Origin of the sequence: Psychrobacter sp. FME5 (assembly GCF_014861375.1) — a bacterium.
Lineage (GTDB): Bacteria > Pseudomonadota > Gammaproteobacteria > Pseudomonadales > Moraxellaceae > Psychrobacter.
This window is the reverse complement of the sequence record NZ_RRYX01000001.1, coordinates 80,582-101,381: the sequence shown is the minus strand read 5'-3', so window position 1 is coordinate 101,381 and position 20,800 is coordinate 80,582. Positions and strand designations below refer to the sequence as shown.

General features: G+C 43.9%; 12 protein-coding genes. 10 read left to right on the top strand and 2 right to left on the bottom strand.

Features of this window, described 5'->3' with window-relative positions; genetic code table 11:
* Positions 1 to 531 precede the first annotated feature (531 nt).
* Positions 532 to 1,437, bottom strand: a complete 906-nt coding sequence (locus EI161_RS00375) for a LysR family transcriptional regulator (RefSeq protein ID WP_192523309.1) — start codon at positions 1,435 to 1,437, stop codon at positions 532 to 534.
* A 297-nt stretch (positions 1,438 to 1,734) separates the two neighbouring features.
* Between EI161_RS00375 and EI161_RS00370 the strand changes: the two genes are divergently transcribed.
* The 4 genes from EI161_RS00370 to ppc all read left to right on the top strand — a co-directional run bounded on the left by EI161_RS00370 (position 1,735) and on the right by ppc (position 9,468).
* Positions 1,735 to 3,441 carry an L-lactate permease gene (locus EI161_RS00370; RefSeq protein ID WP_192523310.1) on the top strand — a complete coding sequence of 569 codons (1,707 nt, stop codon included), beginning with the start codon at positions 1,735 to 1,737 and terminating at the stop codon, positions 3,439 to 3,441.
* A 47-nt stretch (positions 3,442 to 3,488) separates the two neighbouring features.
* The gene (gene dld / locus EI161_RS00365) at positions 3,489 to 5,210 is read left to right on the top strand and encodes a D-lactate dehydrogenase (RefSeq protein ID WP_192528725.1); all 1,722 of its coding nucleotides are present in this window, start codon (positions 3,489 to 3,491) and stop codon (positions 5,208 to 5,210) included.
* A gap of 66 nt (positions 5,211 to 5,276) precedes the next feature.
* Positions 5,277 to 6,419, top strand: a complete 1,143-nt coding sequence (gene lldD / locus EI161_RS00360; protein WP_192523311.1) for an FMN-dependent L-lactate dehydrogenase LldD — start codon at positions 5,277 to 5,279, stop codon at positions 6,417 to 6,419.
* Between the two features lie 268 nt (positions 6,420 to 6,687).
* Positions 6,688 to 9,468: a phosphoenolpyruvate carboxylase gene (ppc, locus tag EI161_RS00355; protein ID WP_192523312.1), complete on the top strand. Its 2,781-nt coding sequence runs from the start codon at positions 6,688 to 6,690 to the stop codon at positions 9,466 to 9,468.
* A 1,203-nt stretch (positions 9,469 to 10,671) separates the two neighbouring features.
* Here the strand turns inward: ppc and EI161_RS00350 are convergent.
* The gene (locus tag EI161_RS00350) at positions 10,672 to 12,777 is read right to left on the bottom strand and encodes a condensation domain-containing protein (RefSeq protein WP_318779289.1); all 2,106 of its coding nucleotides are present in this window, start codon (positions 12,775 to 12,777) and stop codon (positions 10,672 to 10,674) included.
* A 464-nt stretch (positions 12,778 to 13,241) separates the two neighbouring features.
* Here EI161_RS00350 and EI161_RS00345 point away from each other — a divergent pair, with 464 nt between their 5' ends.
* The 6 genes from EI161_RS00345 to EI161_RS00320 all read left to right on the top strand — a co-directional run bounded on the left by EI161_RS00345 (position 13,242) and on the right by EI161_RS00320 (position 20,781).
* Complete coding sequence (locus EI161_RS00345) at positions 13,242 to 14,381, top strand: histidine decarboxylase (RefSeq protein ID WP_225735153.1); 1,140 nt, start codon at positions 13,242 to 13,244, stop codon at positions 14,379 to 14,381.
* Between the two features lie 177 nt (positions 14,382 to 14,558).
* Positions 14,559 to 16,169 (top strand): ATP-binding cassette domain-containing protein, encoded by a 1,611-nt coding sequence (locus EI161_RS00340; RefSeq protein WP_192523315.1) that lies wholly within the window; start codon positions 14,559 to 14,561, stop codon positions 16,167 to 16,169.
* Entirely contained in the window at positions 16,166 to 17,749 is a 1,584-nt protein-coding gene (locus EI161_RS00335; RefSeq protein ID WP_192523316.1) for an ATP-binding cassette domain-containing protein, read from the top strand. The genes EI161_RS00340 and EI161_RS00335 overlap by 4 nt, the downstream gene beginning before the upstream one ends.
* A gap of 145 nt (positions 17,750 to 17,894) precedes the next feature.
* A complete protein-coding gene (locus EI161_RS00330) occupies positions 17,895 to 18,665 on the top strand; it encodes a thioesterase II family protein (RefSeq protein ID WP_413038377.1) in 771 nt (256 codons plus the stop codon).
* The gene (locus EI161_RS00325) at positions 18,640 to 19,497 is read left to right on the top strand and encodes a 4'-phosphopantetheinyl transferase family protein (RefSeq protein ID WP_192523317.1); all 858 of its coding nucleotides are present in this window, start codon (positions 18,640 to 18,642) and stop codon (positions 19,495 to 19,497) included. Before EI161_RS00330 ends, EI161_RS00325 begins: the two co-directional genes overlap by 26 nt.
* Before the next feature lie 132 nt (positions 19,498 to 19,629).
* Complete coding sequence (locus EI161_RS00320; protein ID WP_413038378.1) at positions 19,630 to 20,781, top strand: isochorismate synthase; 1,152 nt, start codon at positions 19,630 to 19,632, stop codon at positions 20,779 to 20,781.
* The last annotated feature ends 19 nt before the right edge of the window (positions 20,782 to 20,800 follow it).

Sequence of the window (20,800 nt, the reverse complement as noted above, 5' to 3'; positions counted from 1 at the left end):
CGAAGCTTTTCATGCTGCTGGCCATTTGCTCAGCCAGTTTCTTGATGTCAGATTGGTTAGTCATTGCTTATTCTCCTGTTAGTGGATTATAAGCAGTTACACACTTTTTAGGAAAGGCTCGTAATGTCTAAATTTAATGCGGTGATTAACCATACTATTCAATGCATATTATGCGGAGATTATTGCGGTTATTCAACGAAGACTCAGCCAATGAGCTGTTAAGTGCAGAAGAAGTGCGATTCTTCGCCGGTGAGAAGAAAAAAGCTAAGTTTAGTAAGTATTCTTTTTTTACAGCGTAACTCTCTTAGTCCTAAGACTATTAATACGGCTGATAAGTGAATCAGTATTTCGGTTGGTATAGCAAAATCTAATATCGAGTCAATCTCTTATAAAAATTTTCTCAATGTACAGTATCAAATACACCGTGATCCCCTAAATTACTCAAGCTATATCGCGAGTAATAACAGCCTCTTATTAGCTTTTTGATTTCACTCATTCTCTTATGTACATCGGAAACAGGCTTACTATTACTTAGCAATAGTAAGCCTGTTTCCGATGTAATGAGTCTCGCAAATGTGCAACGAGCAGTTTTAACTTTTGATCTGGTTGTCTAGCTTTAGGATAAACCGCATACATGCCCAGTTTTTTTCGGGTAAACCGTTGCAAAATCTGCGTAAGTGTATTTTGCTGTATTTCCTCATAGACCAGCGCTTGGGGCAAAAAAGCGACACCTAAATCGCTAAGCGTGGCTTGTTTAATCGCACTCAAATGATTGCTATAAAACCGGCCTTGGACAGGCATTAATTGCTCTGTACCATCTATATATAAGGGCCATATGTTATTCGAGGTATTATCAAACTTATAGACCAAACACTCATGATACTGTAATTCTTCAGGGGTTTGAGGGATGCCATATTGCTTTAAATAATCTGGCGTCGCACATATCACCCATTGGCTATCTATCAGGCGCCTTGCAATGAGCGATGAGTCTTCAAGCTCAGCGGTCCTTATTGCCAAATCAAAGCCTTCTTCTATCAAGTCAACCAAGCGATTGGTAATTTGTAAATCTACTGAGATTTCAGGATGCTGTTCACAGAATTCGGCAATCGATTCGCTCAATATCAAATTCGCAGAGACCACAGGCATGGTTATACGTATAGTGCCTCTCATATCCTCACCGTAACCCGTCACCGCATCTTCTGCTTCTTGAAAGGCAAGTTTAGCAATTTTAGCTTTGTCATACAGCGTCCTCCCTGCATCGGTTAAGCTCAACTTTCTAGTGCTTCTATAAAGTAGCTGAGTATTTAAGTTTTTTTCTAGTTTTGCAATGCGCTTGCTCACTACTGAATTGGTTAATGACATCTTTTCAGCGACCTTAGAAAACGACCCTTCATCAACAACTTGGACGAATAAAACCATATCGTCAGCTTTGACCATACTTGTGCTCCAATTGGTGTAATACGGGTTAGATTATAGCAAAAAAAGAAAATGACATTGTCCATTGATGCAATATATCAATTAATTAACAAGGCGTAGACTGTTTTAGGACGTTTTGAACATTGCGCCAAAAACTGTCGCAAGTCGTGCTCGGTTTTTTCTGCAAGACAGCTTTAGCAAATTAACAGTCCCTGTTTGTGAATATTTAATACAACTTAGTCATCATATAGCTGTCCAAATAAGGCTTTGATGACTTGGTTCAAGGAAGATTAAACAATAAAAAAGGATGTTATGATTTTGAATCAAACAATATATGGCCTACTGGCATTACTGCCAATCGTTCTCTCTGGTATTTTTTTGATAGGCTTGCAATGGTCAGCCAAAAAAACAATGCCGATAGTTTTAGCCGTTACCGCGGCGCTCGCTATTTTTATATGGGATATGACGCTCACTAGAGTGTCCTCATCCATCATTCAAGGTTTGGTCATTACGGTTTCGGTATTGTGGATAGTCTTTGGGGCTATTTTTTTATTGAATACCTTAAAGCATACGGGTGCCATTGCCGTTATTCGTGCTGGATTTACCAACGTATCGCCAGATAGACGGGTTCAGGCCATTATTATTGCCTGGTGTTTTGGCACCTTTCTTGAAGGCGCCTCTGGTTTTGGTACACCTGCCGCTATTGCCGCTCCTTTACTGGTGGCGATAGGCTTTCCGGCGCTGGGTGCAGTATTAATGGGAATGATGATACAAAGTACACCGGTATCCTTTGGGGCAGTCGGCACGCCTATTGTGATAGGGGTAAGTAAGGGCTTAGATACCGCAGCCATTAGCGCTCGGCTTGCACAAGAAGGGCTACAGTGGGATAGCTTTTTGCAGCTTATAACCAGTCAGGTCGCTATGATTCACGGTGTCATTGGGACGTTTATGCCCCTTTTTATGGTGATGATGCTCACACGTTTTTTTGGCAAAAATAAAAGCTGGAAAGAAGGCTTCGCTATTTGGCCATTTGCTATATTTGCCGGTTTGGCCTTTACGATTCCTTATATTTTAACGGGTGTCTTTTTAGGGCCTGAGTTTCCCTCACTGGTTGGGGGTTTAGTGAGCATCGCCATTGTTGTAAACGCTGCCAAAAGAGGGTTCTTAGTGCCAAAAACGACATGGGACTTTGAACCTCAAAAAAACTGGCCAAGCGAATGGATGGGTAAGTTGGTGGTCAGTAAGGAAGATGTGACGCTGGATTTAACCAGTAAAAAGATGTCTGCGGTTATGGCATGGTTCCCTTATTTGCTCGTTGCGCTTTTGTTGGTTTGTTCAAGAGTGTTTGCTAGATTTGAATCCTTACTAACCACTGCGACGTTAGATTTTACGTCTGTTTTAGGTGAGGTAGATATAAGCGCTAGCTTTAGTCCTCTGTACTTACCTGGAGGCTTGTTAATAATAAGCGCCTTGGTTGCCGCTGCTCTGCAAACCAAACAACCAGGTAGTGCACTAAATAATGCCTTTAAAGAATCAACCAAAACGGTCTTAGCGGCTGGGTTTGTACTGGTCTTTACGATTCCGATGGTCAGAATCTTTATCAATTCAGGGGTCAACTTATCCGATGTGGCGAGTATGCCAGTCGCAAGTGCTGAGTTGTTTGCGGGTACTTTTGGCAACGCTTTTCCATTAATTAGTTCTACGATTGGTGCACTAGGAGCCTTTATCGCGGGTTCTAATACCGTCTCTAACATGATGTTTAGTCAATTTCAGTATGAAGCGGCGATGAGCCTACGTATTTCACCTTCTTTAATCATAGCCTCTCAAGCCGTTGGTGCGGCAGCGGGTAATATGATTGCCATACACAACGTAGTGGCTGCATCCGCAACGGTGGGTTTACTTGGAATGGAGGGCGCGACGCTTCGGCGTACTATTTTACCTACTCTATATTATGTGTTGTTCTGTGGCATCATCGTCATGGCCGCCATTTATATTTTTAGTTACCAAGGTCCTCTAACATCATGAATGACACACCATCACTAGATAAGGAGGGTCGCATCTCTTCAGCAGACATGTCTTCTCAGGATATACTCAGCCCTGATCAAGTCCTTAATAAGCTCACAGACGTACTAAGCGCTCGCAATATTCAAGCTGATCTAGAGAAAAACGAATACTATAGAATGGGATGGCGCTCTGGTGGTGGTAACGCTTTAGCGGTTTTGTTTCCACAAACCTTGCTGGAGATTTGGCGTTGCCTAGAAGTATGCGTTGAAGGTAACTGCATTATTATCATGCAAGCGGCAAAAACAGGCCTAACCGAAGGCTCAACGCCAAGCGGTAATGACTATGATAGACCTGTGGTGGTCATTAATACGCTGGCAATAGATCAATTATATTTGATAAATGATAATGAGCAAGTAATCAGTTTGGCTGGGGTGACGCTACACCAATTACAAAGTCAGCTGAATGCGGTGAATAGAGCGCCGCATTCGGTCATTGGTTCCTCGACTTTAGGGGCGTCTATTATTGGTGGTATTTCTAATAACTCGGGAGGGTCCTTGGTGAAAAGAGGCCCTGCTTACACTGAGCTGGCTTTGTTTGCGCAGATTAACGAACAAGGTCAATTGGTGTTGGTCAACCACCTAGATATGGTGCTAGGGGATACCCCGGAAGAAATACTGACGAGATTGCAAAATGGTAATTTTGATAAGAGAAAGCTACCTGACAGTGGCAAGATGGCATCAGACAAAGAATATATCGCCAGAGTAAAAGATATTGATGCAAGTACGCCAAGCCGTTTTAATGCTGATAAGCGCCGACTGTATGAAGCCAGTGGCTGTGCGGGCAAGTTGGCGGTATTTGCAGTACGCCTAGATACTTATCCAACCGCTACAAAAGAGAAAGCTTTCTATATAGGCAGTAATAGTGTCAGCGAGCTTGCCCAGTTAAGAAGGCAGATACTATCAACTTTCAAAAATACTCCTGAAGTTGGCGAATATATGCATCGCGATATATTTGATGTATCCGCTAAATACGGTAAAGACACTTTTTTAAGTATCAAGCATCTTGGTACAGATGCCTTACCAAGATTATTCTCTATTAAAGGCGCTATTGACGCTAAATTTCATAAGTGGTCGTGGATGCCAAAGCATTTCACCGATAAAGTCATGCAGTTTATAGCTAACTTATTTCCAAAACATTTACCTGAGCGCATGCTGGCGTACCGTGATAAGTACGAGCATCACCTCATAATAAAAATGAGCGATGATGGGATAGTGGAAGCACAAGAATTTTTGCAGTCATTTTTTGCGGCATCAAAAAGCGGTAGCTATTTTGAATGTAGTAAAGAAGAGTCAGAAAGTGCCTTTTTGAACCGTTTCGCAGCCGCCGGTGCAGCATTAAGATATGAGGTCATCCATGAAAAAGAAGTAGGCGAGATATTAGCGCTCGATATTGCTATACCCCGTAATGAATTAGAGTGGCTTGAAACCCTACCTGAAGCAATTACACAGCATTTAGAAATGAAGTTATATTACGGACACTTCTTTTGTTATGTGTTTCATCAAGACTATATTTTGAAAAAGGGTAGTGACGCTCAATATGTGAAAACGATGATGCTAGAGCTGTTGAATCAACGTGGCGCAAAATATCCTGCTGAACATAATGTCGGGCACTTATATGAAGCAGAACCTGATTTGCGGAACTTCTATAAAAGCTTAGACCCAACCAATACCTTTAATCCTGGCATTGGTAAAACATCAAAAAATAAACGCAACTGCTCGTGCTGTGTGTAATAGTTAGTGTGGGCTGAGCTTTATGCTGAAGCATGAGTACAAATTTAGGATAAAAAAGGTAAGCATATGATTATTTCATCTCCAAACGACTACAGGGCTGCTGCCAAGCGCCGACTGCCACCCTTTCTATTTCATTACATAGATGGCGGTGCTTATGAGGAATATACCTTAAAACGTAATGTTGAAGATTTATCACAAATTGCCCTTAGGCAGCGTGTACTGAATGATATGTCACAACTGAGCTTAGAGACGCAGTTATTTAATGAAACCCTATCTATGCCTGTAGCTTTGTCACCCGTGGGTCTGACAGGTATGTATGCACGTCGCGGGGAGGTGCAAGCTGCTATGGCAGCCGATCAAAAAGGCATTCCGTTTACCATGTCGACGGTTTCGGTTTGTCCGATTGAAGAAGTGGCGCCTAAAATCATCCGTCCAATGTGGTTTCAGCTTTATGTATTAAAAGACCGAGGCTTTATGAAAAACGCCTTGGAACGTGCCAAAGCGGCGGGGTGTTCGACTCTAGTCTTTACGGTGGATATGCCGGTACCAGGGGCACGCTACCGAGATATGCACTCTGGCATGAGCGGTAAAAATGCCGCTATGCGCCGTTACTTCCAGTCTGTGACGCATCCGCAATGGGCATGGGATGTAGGGCTAAATGGCCGTCCGCACGATCTGGGCAATATCTCTACTTATTTAGGTAAGCCAACAGGGTTAGAAGATTATATAGGCTGGCTAGGTAATAATTTTGATCCTTCCATTTCTTGGAAAGATTTAGATTGGATTCGGGAATACTGGGATGGACCTATGGTCATCAAAGGTATTTTGGACCCAGAAGATGCCAAAGATGCGGTGCGTTTTGGGGCAGACGGTATAGTCGTATCCAATCATGGTGGACGACAACTGGACGGTGTTTTATCCAGTGCACGGGCGCTGCCTCCTATTGCTGATACGGTTAAAGGAGAGATTAAAATCTTAGCCGACTCTGGCATACGCAATGGCTTAGATATTGTGCGTATGTTGGCTTTGGGAGCCGATATTTGCATGCTAGGGCGCGCCTTTATCTATGCTTTAGCGGCGGATGGCAGTGCAGGGGTAAGTAATTTGCTAGAACTGCTAGATAAAGAGATGCGCGTCGCGATGACCTTGACTGGTGCCAAAACAATTGCTGATATTAATTCTGACTGTTTGGCAAAACTGGATAGTTAAATTTAAAGCCGTTAGTTTAGTCATCAAGCATAAGAGTGAAACTCATAATATTTTTGACTTACCAGGGATAGACGTATATACCTTAGAGAATTGGCTGACCCAGTATCACCAAAAAATAAATGATTAATACATAGAGCTGGCAACGTATAGGCTGATGAGCAGGGAGAGCTTCAAGATCCACATAAATAGGTTAAGTGGCTTACACCATAGAGAACCTACATTTAAGACGGCACGACTATTTTTAATGAATTTGATCAGGAGATCAAGGATGACTATAGATAACGACGTATTACGTGAGCGCATTAGCTTATTAGGATCATTTCTAGGGGATGCGATTTCTCGCCAGAGCGGCGAACAAACGCTCCATACGATTGAAACCCTACGCCAAGGTTTTATTCAACAACGACGCGCGCCTAACGACGCGAACCAGCAACAACTCATCGACTTCATCGCCTCGTTAGACAATCAAACCTTAAAAAATGTCATACGCAGCTTTTCTATCTATTTCTTCTTAGCCAATCTAAGTGAAGAAAACTACTTACGCGAGCAGCGTCAAGCCTTACGTATGCAATCAGAGCACAGCTGGGAAGGATCGTTTCGTCGTACGCTCCTTGAGTGTCGTGAACGCAATATTGAACCCGCCCAAATGCAAGAGCTCATTGAGCAACTAAAGTTCATCCCAGTATTTACCGCCCATCCGACTGAAGCACGCCGCCGTACGACCATGAATCTATTACAAAGTCTCTTTACGCATAGCGATGCTTTAAACAATCTTCCTGAAAACAGTTTTGCCTACCAGCAAGCAAAAGAACAAACGGCGCAAACGATCGATTTGTTATGGTCATCGGATGAGGTACGGACGCGTAAGCCTTTGGTCTATGACGAGATAAATAATGGTTTACACTATTTCAATGCCAGTTTATTCAACGCCATTCCTAAGGTTTATCGCAATATTAAAGACGCTATTGTTGATATCTATCCTGAGCTAACAGATTATCCATTACCGGCGTTCATGAGCTTTGGCTCTTGGATAGGTGGCGATAGAGACGGTAATCCCTTTGTCACTCATGACACCACAGAAATGGCCGTATTGATGCATGCCAATGCTGTTTTGCGCCATTATCAAGTGCTGCTCAAGAAACTACGTCGCCAGCTTATTCATAGCGATACGATTGTTACTATCGAACCTGAAGTGTATGCAAAGATTGAAAGTTACGTTGAGCTCGACAGACGAGTCTTTGATTATAATCTTGATGATTACGGTAATGAGCCGTACCGAAGATTGTTATCGATTATCCTTGCCAAAATAAAAGCGACCAATCGCCACATTCAAAGCAAAGGTACAGATCCTGAAGCTGCCCATGATGCTTACGCCAACCCACAAGAGTTGTTAGAAGATTTACGCATCATCCGAAAAAGTGTCAATACTCACGACAAGGCACATGGCGAAGGCTTATTGCTAGATATGATTCGTCTGGTCAAAACCTGTGGTTTTCATCTAGCAGCGCTCGATATTCGTCAAGAGTCCTCTTATCATAGTGAGGTGATAGCTGATATTTTTGCCAATGCCTCTAATTTGCCAGACTATCAAACCCTTAGTGAAACCGAGCGCCAAGAGTGGCTCACGCGCTTACTTGAAAAGCCGGGCACACCGCTTATTTACACCGATAACTTGAGTGATAAAACACGCGAACAATTGGCCTTGATGAACTCGGTGGCCACATTACGCAAACTGGTTGGACAAGACACTTTTGGCAGTTATGTTATCTCGATGACCAATAATGCCAGCCAATTATTAGAAGTTTTACTACTGATGCGCTTTGCAGGCTTATGTAAGATTGATGATAAGGGGCAGTTATCTGCTGACTTACCCGTTGCGCCGTTGTTTGAGACCATCGAAGACCTTAAAAATATCGATCAGATTCTACCTGCCGTTTTAGATAACCCGCTATATCGAGTGCTGCTACAACACTCAGATAACACCCAAGAAATCATGTTAGGTTATTCAGACTCTTCAAAAGATGGCGGCATTATTACTTCTGCGTGGCAGCTTTATAGCGCGCAGCAAACCATTAACCGTATCGCTGATGAATATGGTATCAAAACCCGCTTGTTTCATGGTCGCGGTGGCTCTGTCAGTCGTGGTGGTGGCTCAACACATAAAGCGATTGCCGCGCAACCTGCGGGGACACTGCACGGACAAATTAAAGTAACCGAGCAGGGCGAAGTTCTTTATGCCAAATATGCCAACACTGATACGGCGGTATTTGAGCTCACCATGGGCATCACTGGTACGCTTAAAGCTTGCTCATCAAGGTTTGTGGTGCAACCGCCTGAATTGCCAAATTATGAAGCGCTCTTTGCACGTTTAGCCGATGCGGGGGAACAGCGTTATCGTCAGCTGACTGATCATACTGAAGGGTTTTATCAGTTCTACTCCCAAGTAACGCCAGTAGCAGAAATCTCTTTATTAAATATCGGCTCACGTCCAGCGCACCGTAACAAAGGTCTGCCAAGTAAGACTACCTTGCGCGCGATTCCTTGGGTATTTGGTTGGTCATTAGCACGCTTTACACTGCCTGCTTGGTATGGTGTCGGCAGTGCTTTACATAGCGTCATCGATGATGAAGATTTGATGAAGGAGATGAATGACTGCTGGCCATTCTTTAACGTGTTTATTAGCAATATTGAAATGGCGTTTACCAAATCTGATATGAGTATTGCTCAGGCTTATAGCCAGTTATGTGACGATGAGGTTTTACGTGAACAGATTATGAAAGCGGTGACTGACGAGCACGAGCTGACCTATTCAGGTTTAAACGCTTTGCTTAATCAGACATCGTTATTGGCGCATCAGCAGAGTCTTTCGGCTTCCCTTGAATGGCGAAATGCGTATTTAGATCCAACTAACTATATCCAAATCGAGCTGTTAAAGCGTGCCAGACAAAAAGAGGCGACAGGTGATGTTAACCATGGCAACCTTGCCGTTGAAGACCCATTAATACGTAGTATCAATGCCTTGGCAGCAGGTCTGCGTAATACTGGATAATCGTTGGTGAAGCGCTCCGACTATGTCGGAGCTAGCTAGATTTACTCAAGTCAGCAGTAATATTAGAGTCAGTCATTCTATCAATGTAGCTAATGGATAAAGGTCGAACAAATTTGGAAGGTATCAACTCAATGCTTTAGATTAAGGTATCTCAGGAAGAGCGAGAGATGTGAGAAAAGACCAATGAATGTTTCACTAATCTGGAGGGCTATTTTGGTGACTCTAAACAAAAACGTATTACAACGTAGTTAGCTATAATATTAGCATCTATAAGGTGTATATAGAATTGGACTTACTGAGGTGCCAAGTAGGAGCATTGTCAGAACTTGTATAGGTTCTTATCAATGATATAGAGTAATAGGCATCCAGAAGGGTTATTGCTTTGACTTTGAGCTGATTGTCACTTGGTGGCGAATACTTCTGCACCTAATGTGCATTATGAAGGTAATAAGCTTAGCAACGATGAGCAGAACAAGTTCATCAAACGGGTTAACTAGCTACATGGTTTAATACGTTAAGCTTGATTACAAATACAATAGAATCAATGATAGTTCTTTATATTAATTCCTTAAGACAGCTCAGCTAGTAACTGTATTAGTGGTGATGAAGATGACTTTATGAATAGGTAGTATGTATGAGAATTAATCGATCATCAACCAACCTTAATAAGGGTTTATCATATAATTATAATCCCATGAACTTATCATCGGGCACCGTCAATTTAACTTATGGCTACCTAAAATGAGGTTCACGAGGAGGCATATTAAAATAAAAGAATAGCACAGGTATATTGCAAATTAGTTCATGAACCAGCCAAGAATCGTACGCGGCTTTTCAAAGTAGCTTCTCATGACTATGAGTATTTTTTGTTTTACTTTATCAGATAGCTATTTTAGGCGCTGTGTATACTCAATGGCCGCATCACAGTGATAAATAGAGCAGAGGCTATATATCACAAACAAGCGAGAATCCTTGCCTTCTACGATATTAGCCACTGTTCTTCTAAATTCAGAAATTTTGGAGTGATCTTGTAAGGACAGTGAGTATTGCGTCTTTAACGAACGAGAAAGAATCAAATGACCTTAGCTGGGCGATTGATATAATTTATCGCCAATCGCATTGAAAAATACAGCACCATTATGAAGAAGTTTGCATATACCAATATATCAAAAATCGCGTGTAAATTTGCGCTCTTAAATCGCATCAGAGTAGCACTTGACCGAGCTTACAATCACTGCCGTTGGTCGTATTTAGTATCTCTAATATCTGACTGACCTTATCACAAATACTCTCTACCAGCGCCGTAGAATAGCGGTCTTGTTGATAGGTGGTCACTATGCGCAAAGCATGCTGATCTTCTTCAAATACGTCATCCATAATCTCAAAATGTAACCCAAACATCGAGATATCTTTTTTCGGTGGTATTTGTTGATAGTTTATCGCTTTATTATTAGGAGCAGTTAACGCGCCATTTAAGGCATTATTTGAATGAATGTGTATATAGACATCAAAGAGTAAGCCATCGGTAGGGGACATTCCCAGTGATTTTTGAATAATATCAATCGGAATGTCTGCATAGCGCATAGAGTCATTGATGGTAAACGTAATATCGTTGAGTAGCGATTCAATTGATTGCTCAGTATCGAATTGGATGCGATGTGCGACCATCGTTGTAAAATAACCAACCGTATCGAAGAATTCGGCATCGGTTCTGCCAGAGGCAGACGTACCAATAACGATATCATCTAACCCACTTTGCTTGTGTAAAGACAAGGCAATCGCTGTATATATAGTCGCAAATAAGGACGAACCATGTTGCCGAGCAAAGGCGGATATTGTCTGATAGGCCGCTGTACCCAGATCCAGCTCTATGCATTGCGCGTTGGTTGATACTTCATTTGACGTGATAGTGGCACCTGGGTCAGGCGGCGTAAAGCCCTTAGGAGCGTCACGTAACTTGTCTGTCCAATAATTGACATGTTGTTGGTTTATACCTTGCAGCTGTTGCAATAGGGAAAAATCATTGATATTGCCTGCGCTTGTATTCCACTGCGGCTCTTGATGCAGCGATCGAGACAGATAAGCCTGAGAGAGGTCTGCCATGATGGTATTTAATGACCACTCATCAATAATCATATGATGTATCAGTAAGGACAATACTTGTGGTTCAGATGCTGGGCTTTGCAAAAAGCGAATTCTTAATGGCAACTCAGAGGCGAGGTCAAATTGATAATCGGCTTCATCAGTTAGGGTGACGCCTTGACTGTCTTCACTAAACCAAAACCATTGATATTTATCCAGCTCTGAGACAGGCACAATGCGCTGTATCGTTACATCGTTCTGTGTGTGAAAGGTCGTACGCAAACTGGCATGACGTTTGATGATGTCGCTAAAAGCTTGATAGAGAATCTGTTCATCGACCGCCTCAGAAAAAGCGACAGCAAAGGGTAGATTGTATATCGGACTAAACTCATAGGCCGTATAAGCATGCCACAAAAACTGCTGCGCCAATGTCAGCGGAGCTTGTTCTTGAAAGACGGTAGCGTCAGTCGCTGCTGTTGGTGTTTCGGTCGTGTGATCCGTTGTATTGACGCTCACATGCTTGGAAAGAGCGGCAGCTGAGGGTGATTTAAAAAAATCGTTAAAACCAATGTCAATACCATGAGACTGGGCAAGCTTGCCAATAATACGAGTGGCCAATAAGGAGTGACCGCCATAATCAAAGAAATCATCTGTTGCCGTCATCTCAGGCTCTGCCAGCGCAGCGCGAAATTCGCCAAGGATAATGGCAGTACGCACTTCTTGATTTTGCGCCTGCTCTGAGGCGCTTTTTTGTGTGTTGGGAGTTGATACTGGCGCTTCAATGGCTGTCCAGCTCAGAGTAGCATCCTGCGGCATCCGCTGATGATAGCGGTTTTGTATGATACCAGTAATATTTGCCAGTTGATGGGTCTCATCAAGTATGGGATGCAGCGCCAATATAAGAACAGTATCGCACTCAGTATGTACAATAAATGAATCAAAAGGTGGGTTAAGCGCCGCATTCCATGGCATATCCTTGAGCTTGGATATATAGGTAGGGATATCGGTAATAGCCATGCTAGCCGTCTGTAAGCAGCACTCAGATTGTTCATATTGGTATTTATACAAGTCTCCATCATCACTAAAACGATATCTGACATTTAAATCAGGTATCTCTTCGATAGTGTCTTTAATCGCTTGGCGTAATATTCCCTCATCGATATCACTACTCAGCCGCCAAGCCTCACTATGTCGAATAACCTGTTCAGGTTGTTGTAATTGTAGCATCCAAATATGTTCTTCGTAGTCGCTGACTGGCATAGGCGGCTGTACGTGTGCTGTAGAATTCTGTGCCAACATGATTTGTCCTATTGAATAAAAATTAATAAAAACCTCATTTGTGTTAAGAGGTATATATGTAAAGAGGGTATGCACAAATAAAACCTACCAAAATATACCAGCGTGCTAAGCGCTGATAGGTCAATCAGAATCTTAATTCTTAAATGAGGTTGATTATCACTATCATTATCATTATAATCAGAACTCTTGTCAAGATTGTGAATTCAGCCATACCCAAATAGCCTATTCATGACAAGGCTCCAAAGCCTTTACTTATAATTGACTGACAAAAAAATGCAGCGGTGACTAATGGTCTGTAAGTACGTATCTAATAAAATTAAACTTACTTTAGTTTAATTTTTAATCGTAAAAAACACCCATATGTAACCCAATCTTTGGTGGGAATGAATGTGATGCTATCTGTTACTTGTCAAGAACGTCTTAATGATTTTTGGCATTATTGCCTAAAAAATCAGTATTTTAATGTTGGCTATCCTGAATCTGCAGACTTCGACTATTCTGCTTTGTATCGATTTTTTAATTTTTCCCTCAATAACTGCGGCGACTGGGACGCACCCAGTAACTATGCGCTGAACTCATTTGCATTTGAAAAAGAGGTGATGAATTACTATGCCGATTTGTTTCAAATACCTTTTAAGGACAGCTGGGGCTATGTCACTAATGGTGGGACAGAAGGGAACATGTTCTGCTGCTATTTAGCAAGAGAGCTGTTTCCCCATGCCACGTTGTACTACTCCAAAGAGACGCATTATTCAGTCTTAAAGATTGCCAAACTGCTGCGTATGAAGTCGTGTGTTATTGCGTCTTTAGAAAATGGTGAAATCGATTACGATGATTTGATTCATCAGGTGCAGCGCAATGGGGACAAAAACCCTATCATCTTCGCCAATATTGGTACGACCATGTCAGGGGCGGTAGACAATATAAAAATCATTCAACAGCAATTAGAGCACGTTGGCATCCGTCGTCAGGACTACTATTTGCATGCAGATGCGGCGCTCAGCGGTATGATTTTGCCTTTTGTGGACTGTCCGCAGCCATTTTCATTTGGCGATGGTATCGACTCTATCAGTGTGTCTGGACATAAAATGATTGGCTCGCCTGTGCCATGCGGTATTGTGGTGGCAAAGCGTAAAAACGTTGATCGTATCGCCGTGGATATCGACTATATCTGCGCCCGCGATCAAACCATTAGTGGCTCTCGAAATGGTCACTCCGTACTATTTATGTGGGCGGCTATTCATAATCGTTCAGCACAGCAGTGGCAGCAACGTATTCAACGCTGTCTGAAAATGGCTCAATACGCGGTTGATCAATTCCAAGCAGCCGGGGTTGATGCATGGCGCAACCCCAACTCTATCACTGTGGTGTTTCCGTGCCCCGCTGAGGCAGTGTGGAAAAAGCATAGCCTTGCTGTTTCTGAGGGTCATGCCCATCTGATTGCGACCGCACATCATAAAGACAGTCATAAGATTGATGCTTTGATTAAAGATGTGGTCGCAAGCTTACAAGAGCGTTTACAGCTCAGCTAATGCGGTCTTAGTACCACTTAATCTTAATATCACTGCTCTACCTAACCTTGAGTGCAAAGCGATCAAACCTATTGACCGCTACCTTTTTCTAATCATGCTGACAACCAATCATATTGGTAAATAAGCGCGCTGGATTTAATTTATGGAACAAACCAACCGCGGTCATCGGAGAAATCAATGAGCAAGTTAACATTGCGCAGCTTGATGACTGACCCTGTAATCATGCCTGCTTTACGTCCTGCACTCCCCAAGCTCTCTATTGGCGTTCTGTCCTCGTCCTTATCTGGTCTGGCCATGCTTGGGGCGCTGTGGTGCTTGGTCAAATTAATCGATGATATCGCATTACCGTGGGTGATTGCGGCTGTGGGGCTGTGGTTGCTAGGTGCTTTGTTTGCCGCCGCCGCCTCGGCGCTGGCTCATGATGCAGAAGCGGCGTTTTCTGCAAGATTGCGGCGGCAAGTGGCCAATCACGTGACCCGATTGCCTGCCAGCACATTATCCAAGCAAGGCGATCAGTCCTTGCGGCGCTTGGTGTCAGAAGATATTGCGACGCTGCATCATATGGTGGCGCATCTGCCCTCAGAGGTGACAAGCTTTGCGATTTTACCGCTGGTATCTATTGTTATATTGGTGAGTGTGGCAGGCGCTGTGGCGCTGTGGGTCTTACTGCCAGGTGTGATCGCGTCTTTATATTATCTAGTCATTGTGCCGCGCGTGACAGCGCGTGATGGTGCTGCGCGCATGCAGGTGGTGGGCGAGGTTATCTCCGCTGTAGATGACTATGCACGTGGTATCCGCGTCAATCGTATCTACGGTCAACAGTCGGGGGCGCTGGCTGCTTATCATGATGCCACCAAGCGCTTTACAGACAGCTTGGTCATGTGGGTGAGTAAAGTGGCGACGCTCGCAGGTATGGCCGTGGCACTACTACAAGCGGTAGCGACATTTGCGATTGCTTATCTGATTGCTTATGACTACGACACCTCAGTGCTAGCCACGATCTTGTTTTTCAGTCTCGCCGTGGTCAGTCCCGCGTTACGTCTGGGGCATGGGCTGGATTATGTTGGTGCTGGTAAAGCCGCGGCAAGTCGGCTGATTGCATTATTACAACAACCCATATTACCCAAGGGTCAAATAACGCAGCTATCAGCGCCGTTCACGCTAAAAATTACAGACGCTGAGATGGTGATCAATAATGTCCAGATTATTGACGGGCTGACGCATACGTTTAAGACAAATGCCGTCACTGCCATCACAGGGCCCAGCGGCGCGGGTAAAACGACGCTGCTGCGCATATTGGCAGGCTTTGAGCCATTGCACGCCGGACAGGTGCAGCTGGCAAACATAAACATAGCCAAGCTGGATGAACACACCAGACATAATGCCGTATTGTTCGTACCGCAAGGGGGTGATGTGCTGCCTGCAACCGTCAAAGACAACCTACTACTATTTGCCCCGAATGCTACAGATCACGCGCTTAACGCGGCACTAGAGTGCGCTCAGCTGAGCGTGGATCTGAGCGCCGATGCTCAGTCGCTCTCAGGCGGCGAACGTCAGCGTATCGGTCTTGCCAGCGTATTTTTATCATCAGCACCTATCATTCTACTTGATGAACCCACCAGCGCTTTGGATCACGCGAGGATTACAAAAGTGCTAACAGCCTTGCTAGATGAAGCACACAATCAAGAAAAGACCATCATTATGGTGACGCATGATAAGGCATTGGCCGATCAAACAGATGCTCGACTAGAGCTGATACCCAATACTGATCTGGAGCGCTTGTCATGAGTATTACCCTAGACACACCACACAAAAAGCCGACACCGTCATTGCCAGCGATTGCGCGTAGACGATTGATGACAGTAGGGGTAGGCTGGATAGCGGTTGCTGTCTTAGAAGCCATTGCTTATACCGCGCTGGCACTAGGTATTGTCAATCAATGGTCACCCAAATGGGTCTTAGTCACCGCTTGTGCCGCCATTTTTGCTACCGTATTGGTCAATCGTTCAGGTTACTTAACTGGTGTGCGACTGGCGGGCGACTTGTACGCGGCGCTGGGTCAAGCTCTCTCGCGTACCAAGCTGTCTTGGTTTACCAATGAGCATCGTGCTCAGGTTGCAACCATTGCTGGTCAAGGTATACCAGGATTTATGAGTATCCCCGCGCATCAGCTGCAAAAGTTCTTGCATGCGCCCTGTATCCCCTTATTTTTAATCTTTGGGATTGGCATGGTTGCAGGGTTGACGCTGGCATTAGTGGCGGCAGCGCTATTGATATTGTCTCTGATCGTCCAATTTTTATCACAGCGGGCGCTAAGTCGTGCTGATAACAATCGGCATAAGGCAGAAGCCAGCACCGCAGAAGCCACGCTTGAATTGGTAGATCATATGGAGTTATTAAGAACAGCGGCAGGGCCCAAACGCGCCATCGCCCGTATTGAGCAGCGCTGGTGTATTCAAGAAGATACCTTAAAAAGCACCAACCACGCTGCCGCCATGGCTGTGTTTGTCTCAAACCTAGCTACCGTGTTACCTATAGCTGGTATGGCCGCTTACCTCATTATCACAGGTGGCAGTAGTGCGGTAATGATCTTGGCGGTACTGGTTTTGGTCGGTCGTGCAGCCGCCCCACTTGATGAACTGGCTGTGGCAGGTTTGGGTATTAATGATTTAAAAGCCTCTTTACAGAATTATCAGCAGGCGATCAATACACCAACGCTGCCTGAGCCTGCCCTTTTCAAATCTGCTACTGCTGACTATCAGCTAAGTATACGTCAGGTAAGTCATGCACCCGTCTTAAAAGACATCAATATTGACATTCCAGAAGGCAATCGAGTGTGGGTCACGGGTGTGAGCGGCAGCGGTAAGAGCACCTTGCTTGAGTTATTGATGCGCTTTGATGACCCTGAACACGGTCATATTTTGCTCGGCGGCGTAAAGATCAGTGACATGGCATATGAAGATCTGGCGGCGCATATCGCCTATGTCCCTCAAGATCCCATCGTATTTACAGGCACTCTGGCTGAGAATATCCGTATTGGCAATCCGCAAGCATCAGACGTTGAGATTGACAGCATTGCCCGAAAAATGAGGCTGGAGTCTGTGATTGATCGTACCCCTGAGGGGATACATCAGTCCGTGGGTCAGCAAGGCGCAGCTTTATCAGGAGGAGAGCGTCAACGCGTCGCACTGGCACGCGCATTACTCAAAAAAGCGCCCATTTTGGTATTAGATGAAGCGACATCGGCTTTAGATGAACAAATCGAAAAGGTCATTGCCGATAGCATTCGCGCCTTGTCTGCTACGGTGGTTTTTGTGACGCATCGTGATGCGACGATCTGGCAGCCGACACAATCTATCGCGTTATAGGGTTGATACAGTCGAATCTAAATAAAAAGAGACGCTGCTGTAAAACCGCTTGATTAAAAGTTATTTTTCCTGTGTACAGTTCGCTCCTGTATTTGAAGACAGACACTATAGATGGTGAAACATAGAGATATAAAGCTGGGTAAATATGATGTCAATGAATAACTGTTATCACCTGTTTTGTCTACCACCAGCCGGCAGCAGCTCTGCGATCTATCGCGCATGGCAGCCGGTAATGGCCGAGACCTGTGAACATAGCCATATAAAAGTCATACCGATAGAGTATTCGGGGCATGGCAGCAGGTCGGGACAACCCTTGGTTAATGATCCAAATTTATTGGCGGCAGACATTGCCCAGACGATTATGTCCTATAAAGACATGCCTTATATTTTATTTGGACATAGTGTCGGTGCCGCTTTGCTGTGGACGGTAATTGATCATCTGCGCGCACAGGATGCGCTTGAATTGTTGGCATTGGTGGTGGTCAGCAGTCGCCCAACGCCGCAATATTTGCAACATATCTGTGGCAGGCAGCACTTAACAGATGATGAGATTATCGAAAAACTGGCGCATTACAATAATTTTCCGCCTGAGATTTTACAAAACACAGCAGCGCTGAACTACTTCTTGACCATTATTCGTAATGATTTTTCTGTCAGTGACCAGCTTATCTGTCAGCAGATAACCAATACACCTGTGTCCTTAACCGCACCTTTAATTGTATTTTATGGTATTGATGATCCAGATATCGAAGACGAGGCGACGATGCAAGCGTGGCAGGCACATTCTGAGGTTTTTTTGGGGTGTCATGAACTGGCAGGTGATCATTTTTATTTTTTAAACCCGTCATCGCTTGCGCAAATGCTAAAAAAAATAGAGGAGGGTTTGCTGTATGCGTTACCACACCATAAAGCGTGAGGTATCGGACACCAATGCTTTATTGGCACAAGATGCGCGGGCGCTGAGTGATATACAACAGCATATTCGGCTGACGTATCACACCATAGTGCTCGCGCATCACCAGATACATCAGCTGTCTGTGAGTGTATTGACCGCCAATTTTGCGATAGAGGCGGCGTATGCTTGTTTTGATATTGACTTACCAGAGGCATTAACCCGCGTATCCACAAAGCGAAAGCTGGATTTTCTGACAGGGCGCTTGGCGGCAAAGCTTGCCTTACAGGCGGTGGGCTTGGCTCATTTTACCGTATTAAAAGGGAGGTATGGCGAGCCGCTATGGCCAGATGGCATGACGGGAAGCATTAGCCACACAGGTGGCAAAACATGGTGTACGGCGGTCTGCTGCGCTTATCGTCAGTCATCTATACAGAATTGTAGTGCTATAGGGGTGGATATTGAGGCCAAAATAAATAATGTCTGTTTTGAGCATAATATTTGCTTTGATCGTGATGAACTTCAGCACTATGCTTCTTTAAATCATCATGCTTTTTTAAATCATCAAGAAGCCATGACACTGCTAGAATATTCGTGTGGCATACATCCAAAGCATTATATCTATTTAACGATATTTTCTGCTAAAGAGAGCCTCATTAAGGCGATATACGCCAAATACAATATATTACTGAGTTTTTTAGCGTTTGAGTATATAGGCGTGTCTGGTGAGGTTATGACTTTTACCATCATCGATGGCACGCAGAAGGTACAAGCAAACGGACTGACCCAAACGGTGATGCAAGTGCATTGGAGGATGACAGGGCAGCATATCATCACCATCTGCTCTCTATCGTAAAGATATCAAAACAAGTACCGCCTACAATTTACAAATGATAATAATTATCAAAATTACTATCATTAATATTTATATTTAATAAAAATAAGTAGCAATAATGATCGATGCATCAATAACCACAGTGAGATATCAATTATGTCTTTACAACACTATTTAGAAACACCGACGAATCATGAATCATATTCTGCCTGCTTTTCCACAAAGGAGTATCACCTGATCGGCAAGCATTTTTCGCAGACGCTAATGACACCTGCAGCAGATACGGTACATTTTAATCAGCGTATCGCTGATCGTTTTAAAGAGATGAAAAATAATGGCGATAAAAATCCAATCTTAATTGCTGCTATTCCTTTTGATATCAGAAATGACGCGGTATTAAATTTTTATAGTGACTACGATAAGTCGGACAAAAAAACCAAAAAATCTGATCTGATAAAAGACGAGACGCACATCAAGAATAAGACATTACTGGTGGATCAAGACAAGTTTAAAAAAACCGTCAACTATGCGTTAGAGACTTTCAAAAATACAGAGCTAACAAAAATAGTACTGTCACAAGCGGTGGATGTTAGTTTTGATGAGTCGCAGAACCTAGCCTTTTATTTAGACGCCTTGCTAGATAAGAACCCAACCGCTTATAACTTTGTGATCCCCGTAGACAATCAACAGTACCTACTAGGGGCGAGCCCAGAGTTACTATTATCTAAAAATGATCGACTCGTTAAGAGCAATCCTTTAGCGGGCTCTAGACCCAAGCGTGATAGCTTAGAGCACAATCAAAGAAACCAACGAGCCTTGCATGAGTCGATTAAGGATCAGCACGAGCATAAAATCGTTGTCGAAAATATATCGCGCAACCTGGTGGCAGACTGTGTGACGCTGAGTATGTCTGAGTTTCCAGAAGTGATTGAAACCTCGACCATGTTTCATTTGTCCTCAACATTACAAGGCACACTAAAAAAAGCTGCGCCCAACGCTTTGAGTTTGGCATTAAAACTACACCCAACCCCCGCAGTGTGTGGTACACCAACGCAATTGGCCAAAGATTTTATATTGCAGCATGAAGGTTATGAGCGCGGCTATTACACAGGCTTGGTGGGCTGGATGGATGCAGAAGGCAATGGCGAGTGGGTCGTCACAATTCGTTGCGGGCTACTGAATGATAAAAAATTACGGTTATATGCGGGTGCTGGTATCGTCGAAGGGTCTGACCCAGAGTCGGAGTGGCGTGAGACAGAAGATAAAATGAAAACCATACTACGCCTCTGTGACACCAGTGCGTAACCCACTCAAACCCACTTAA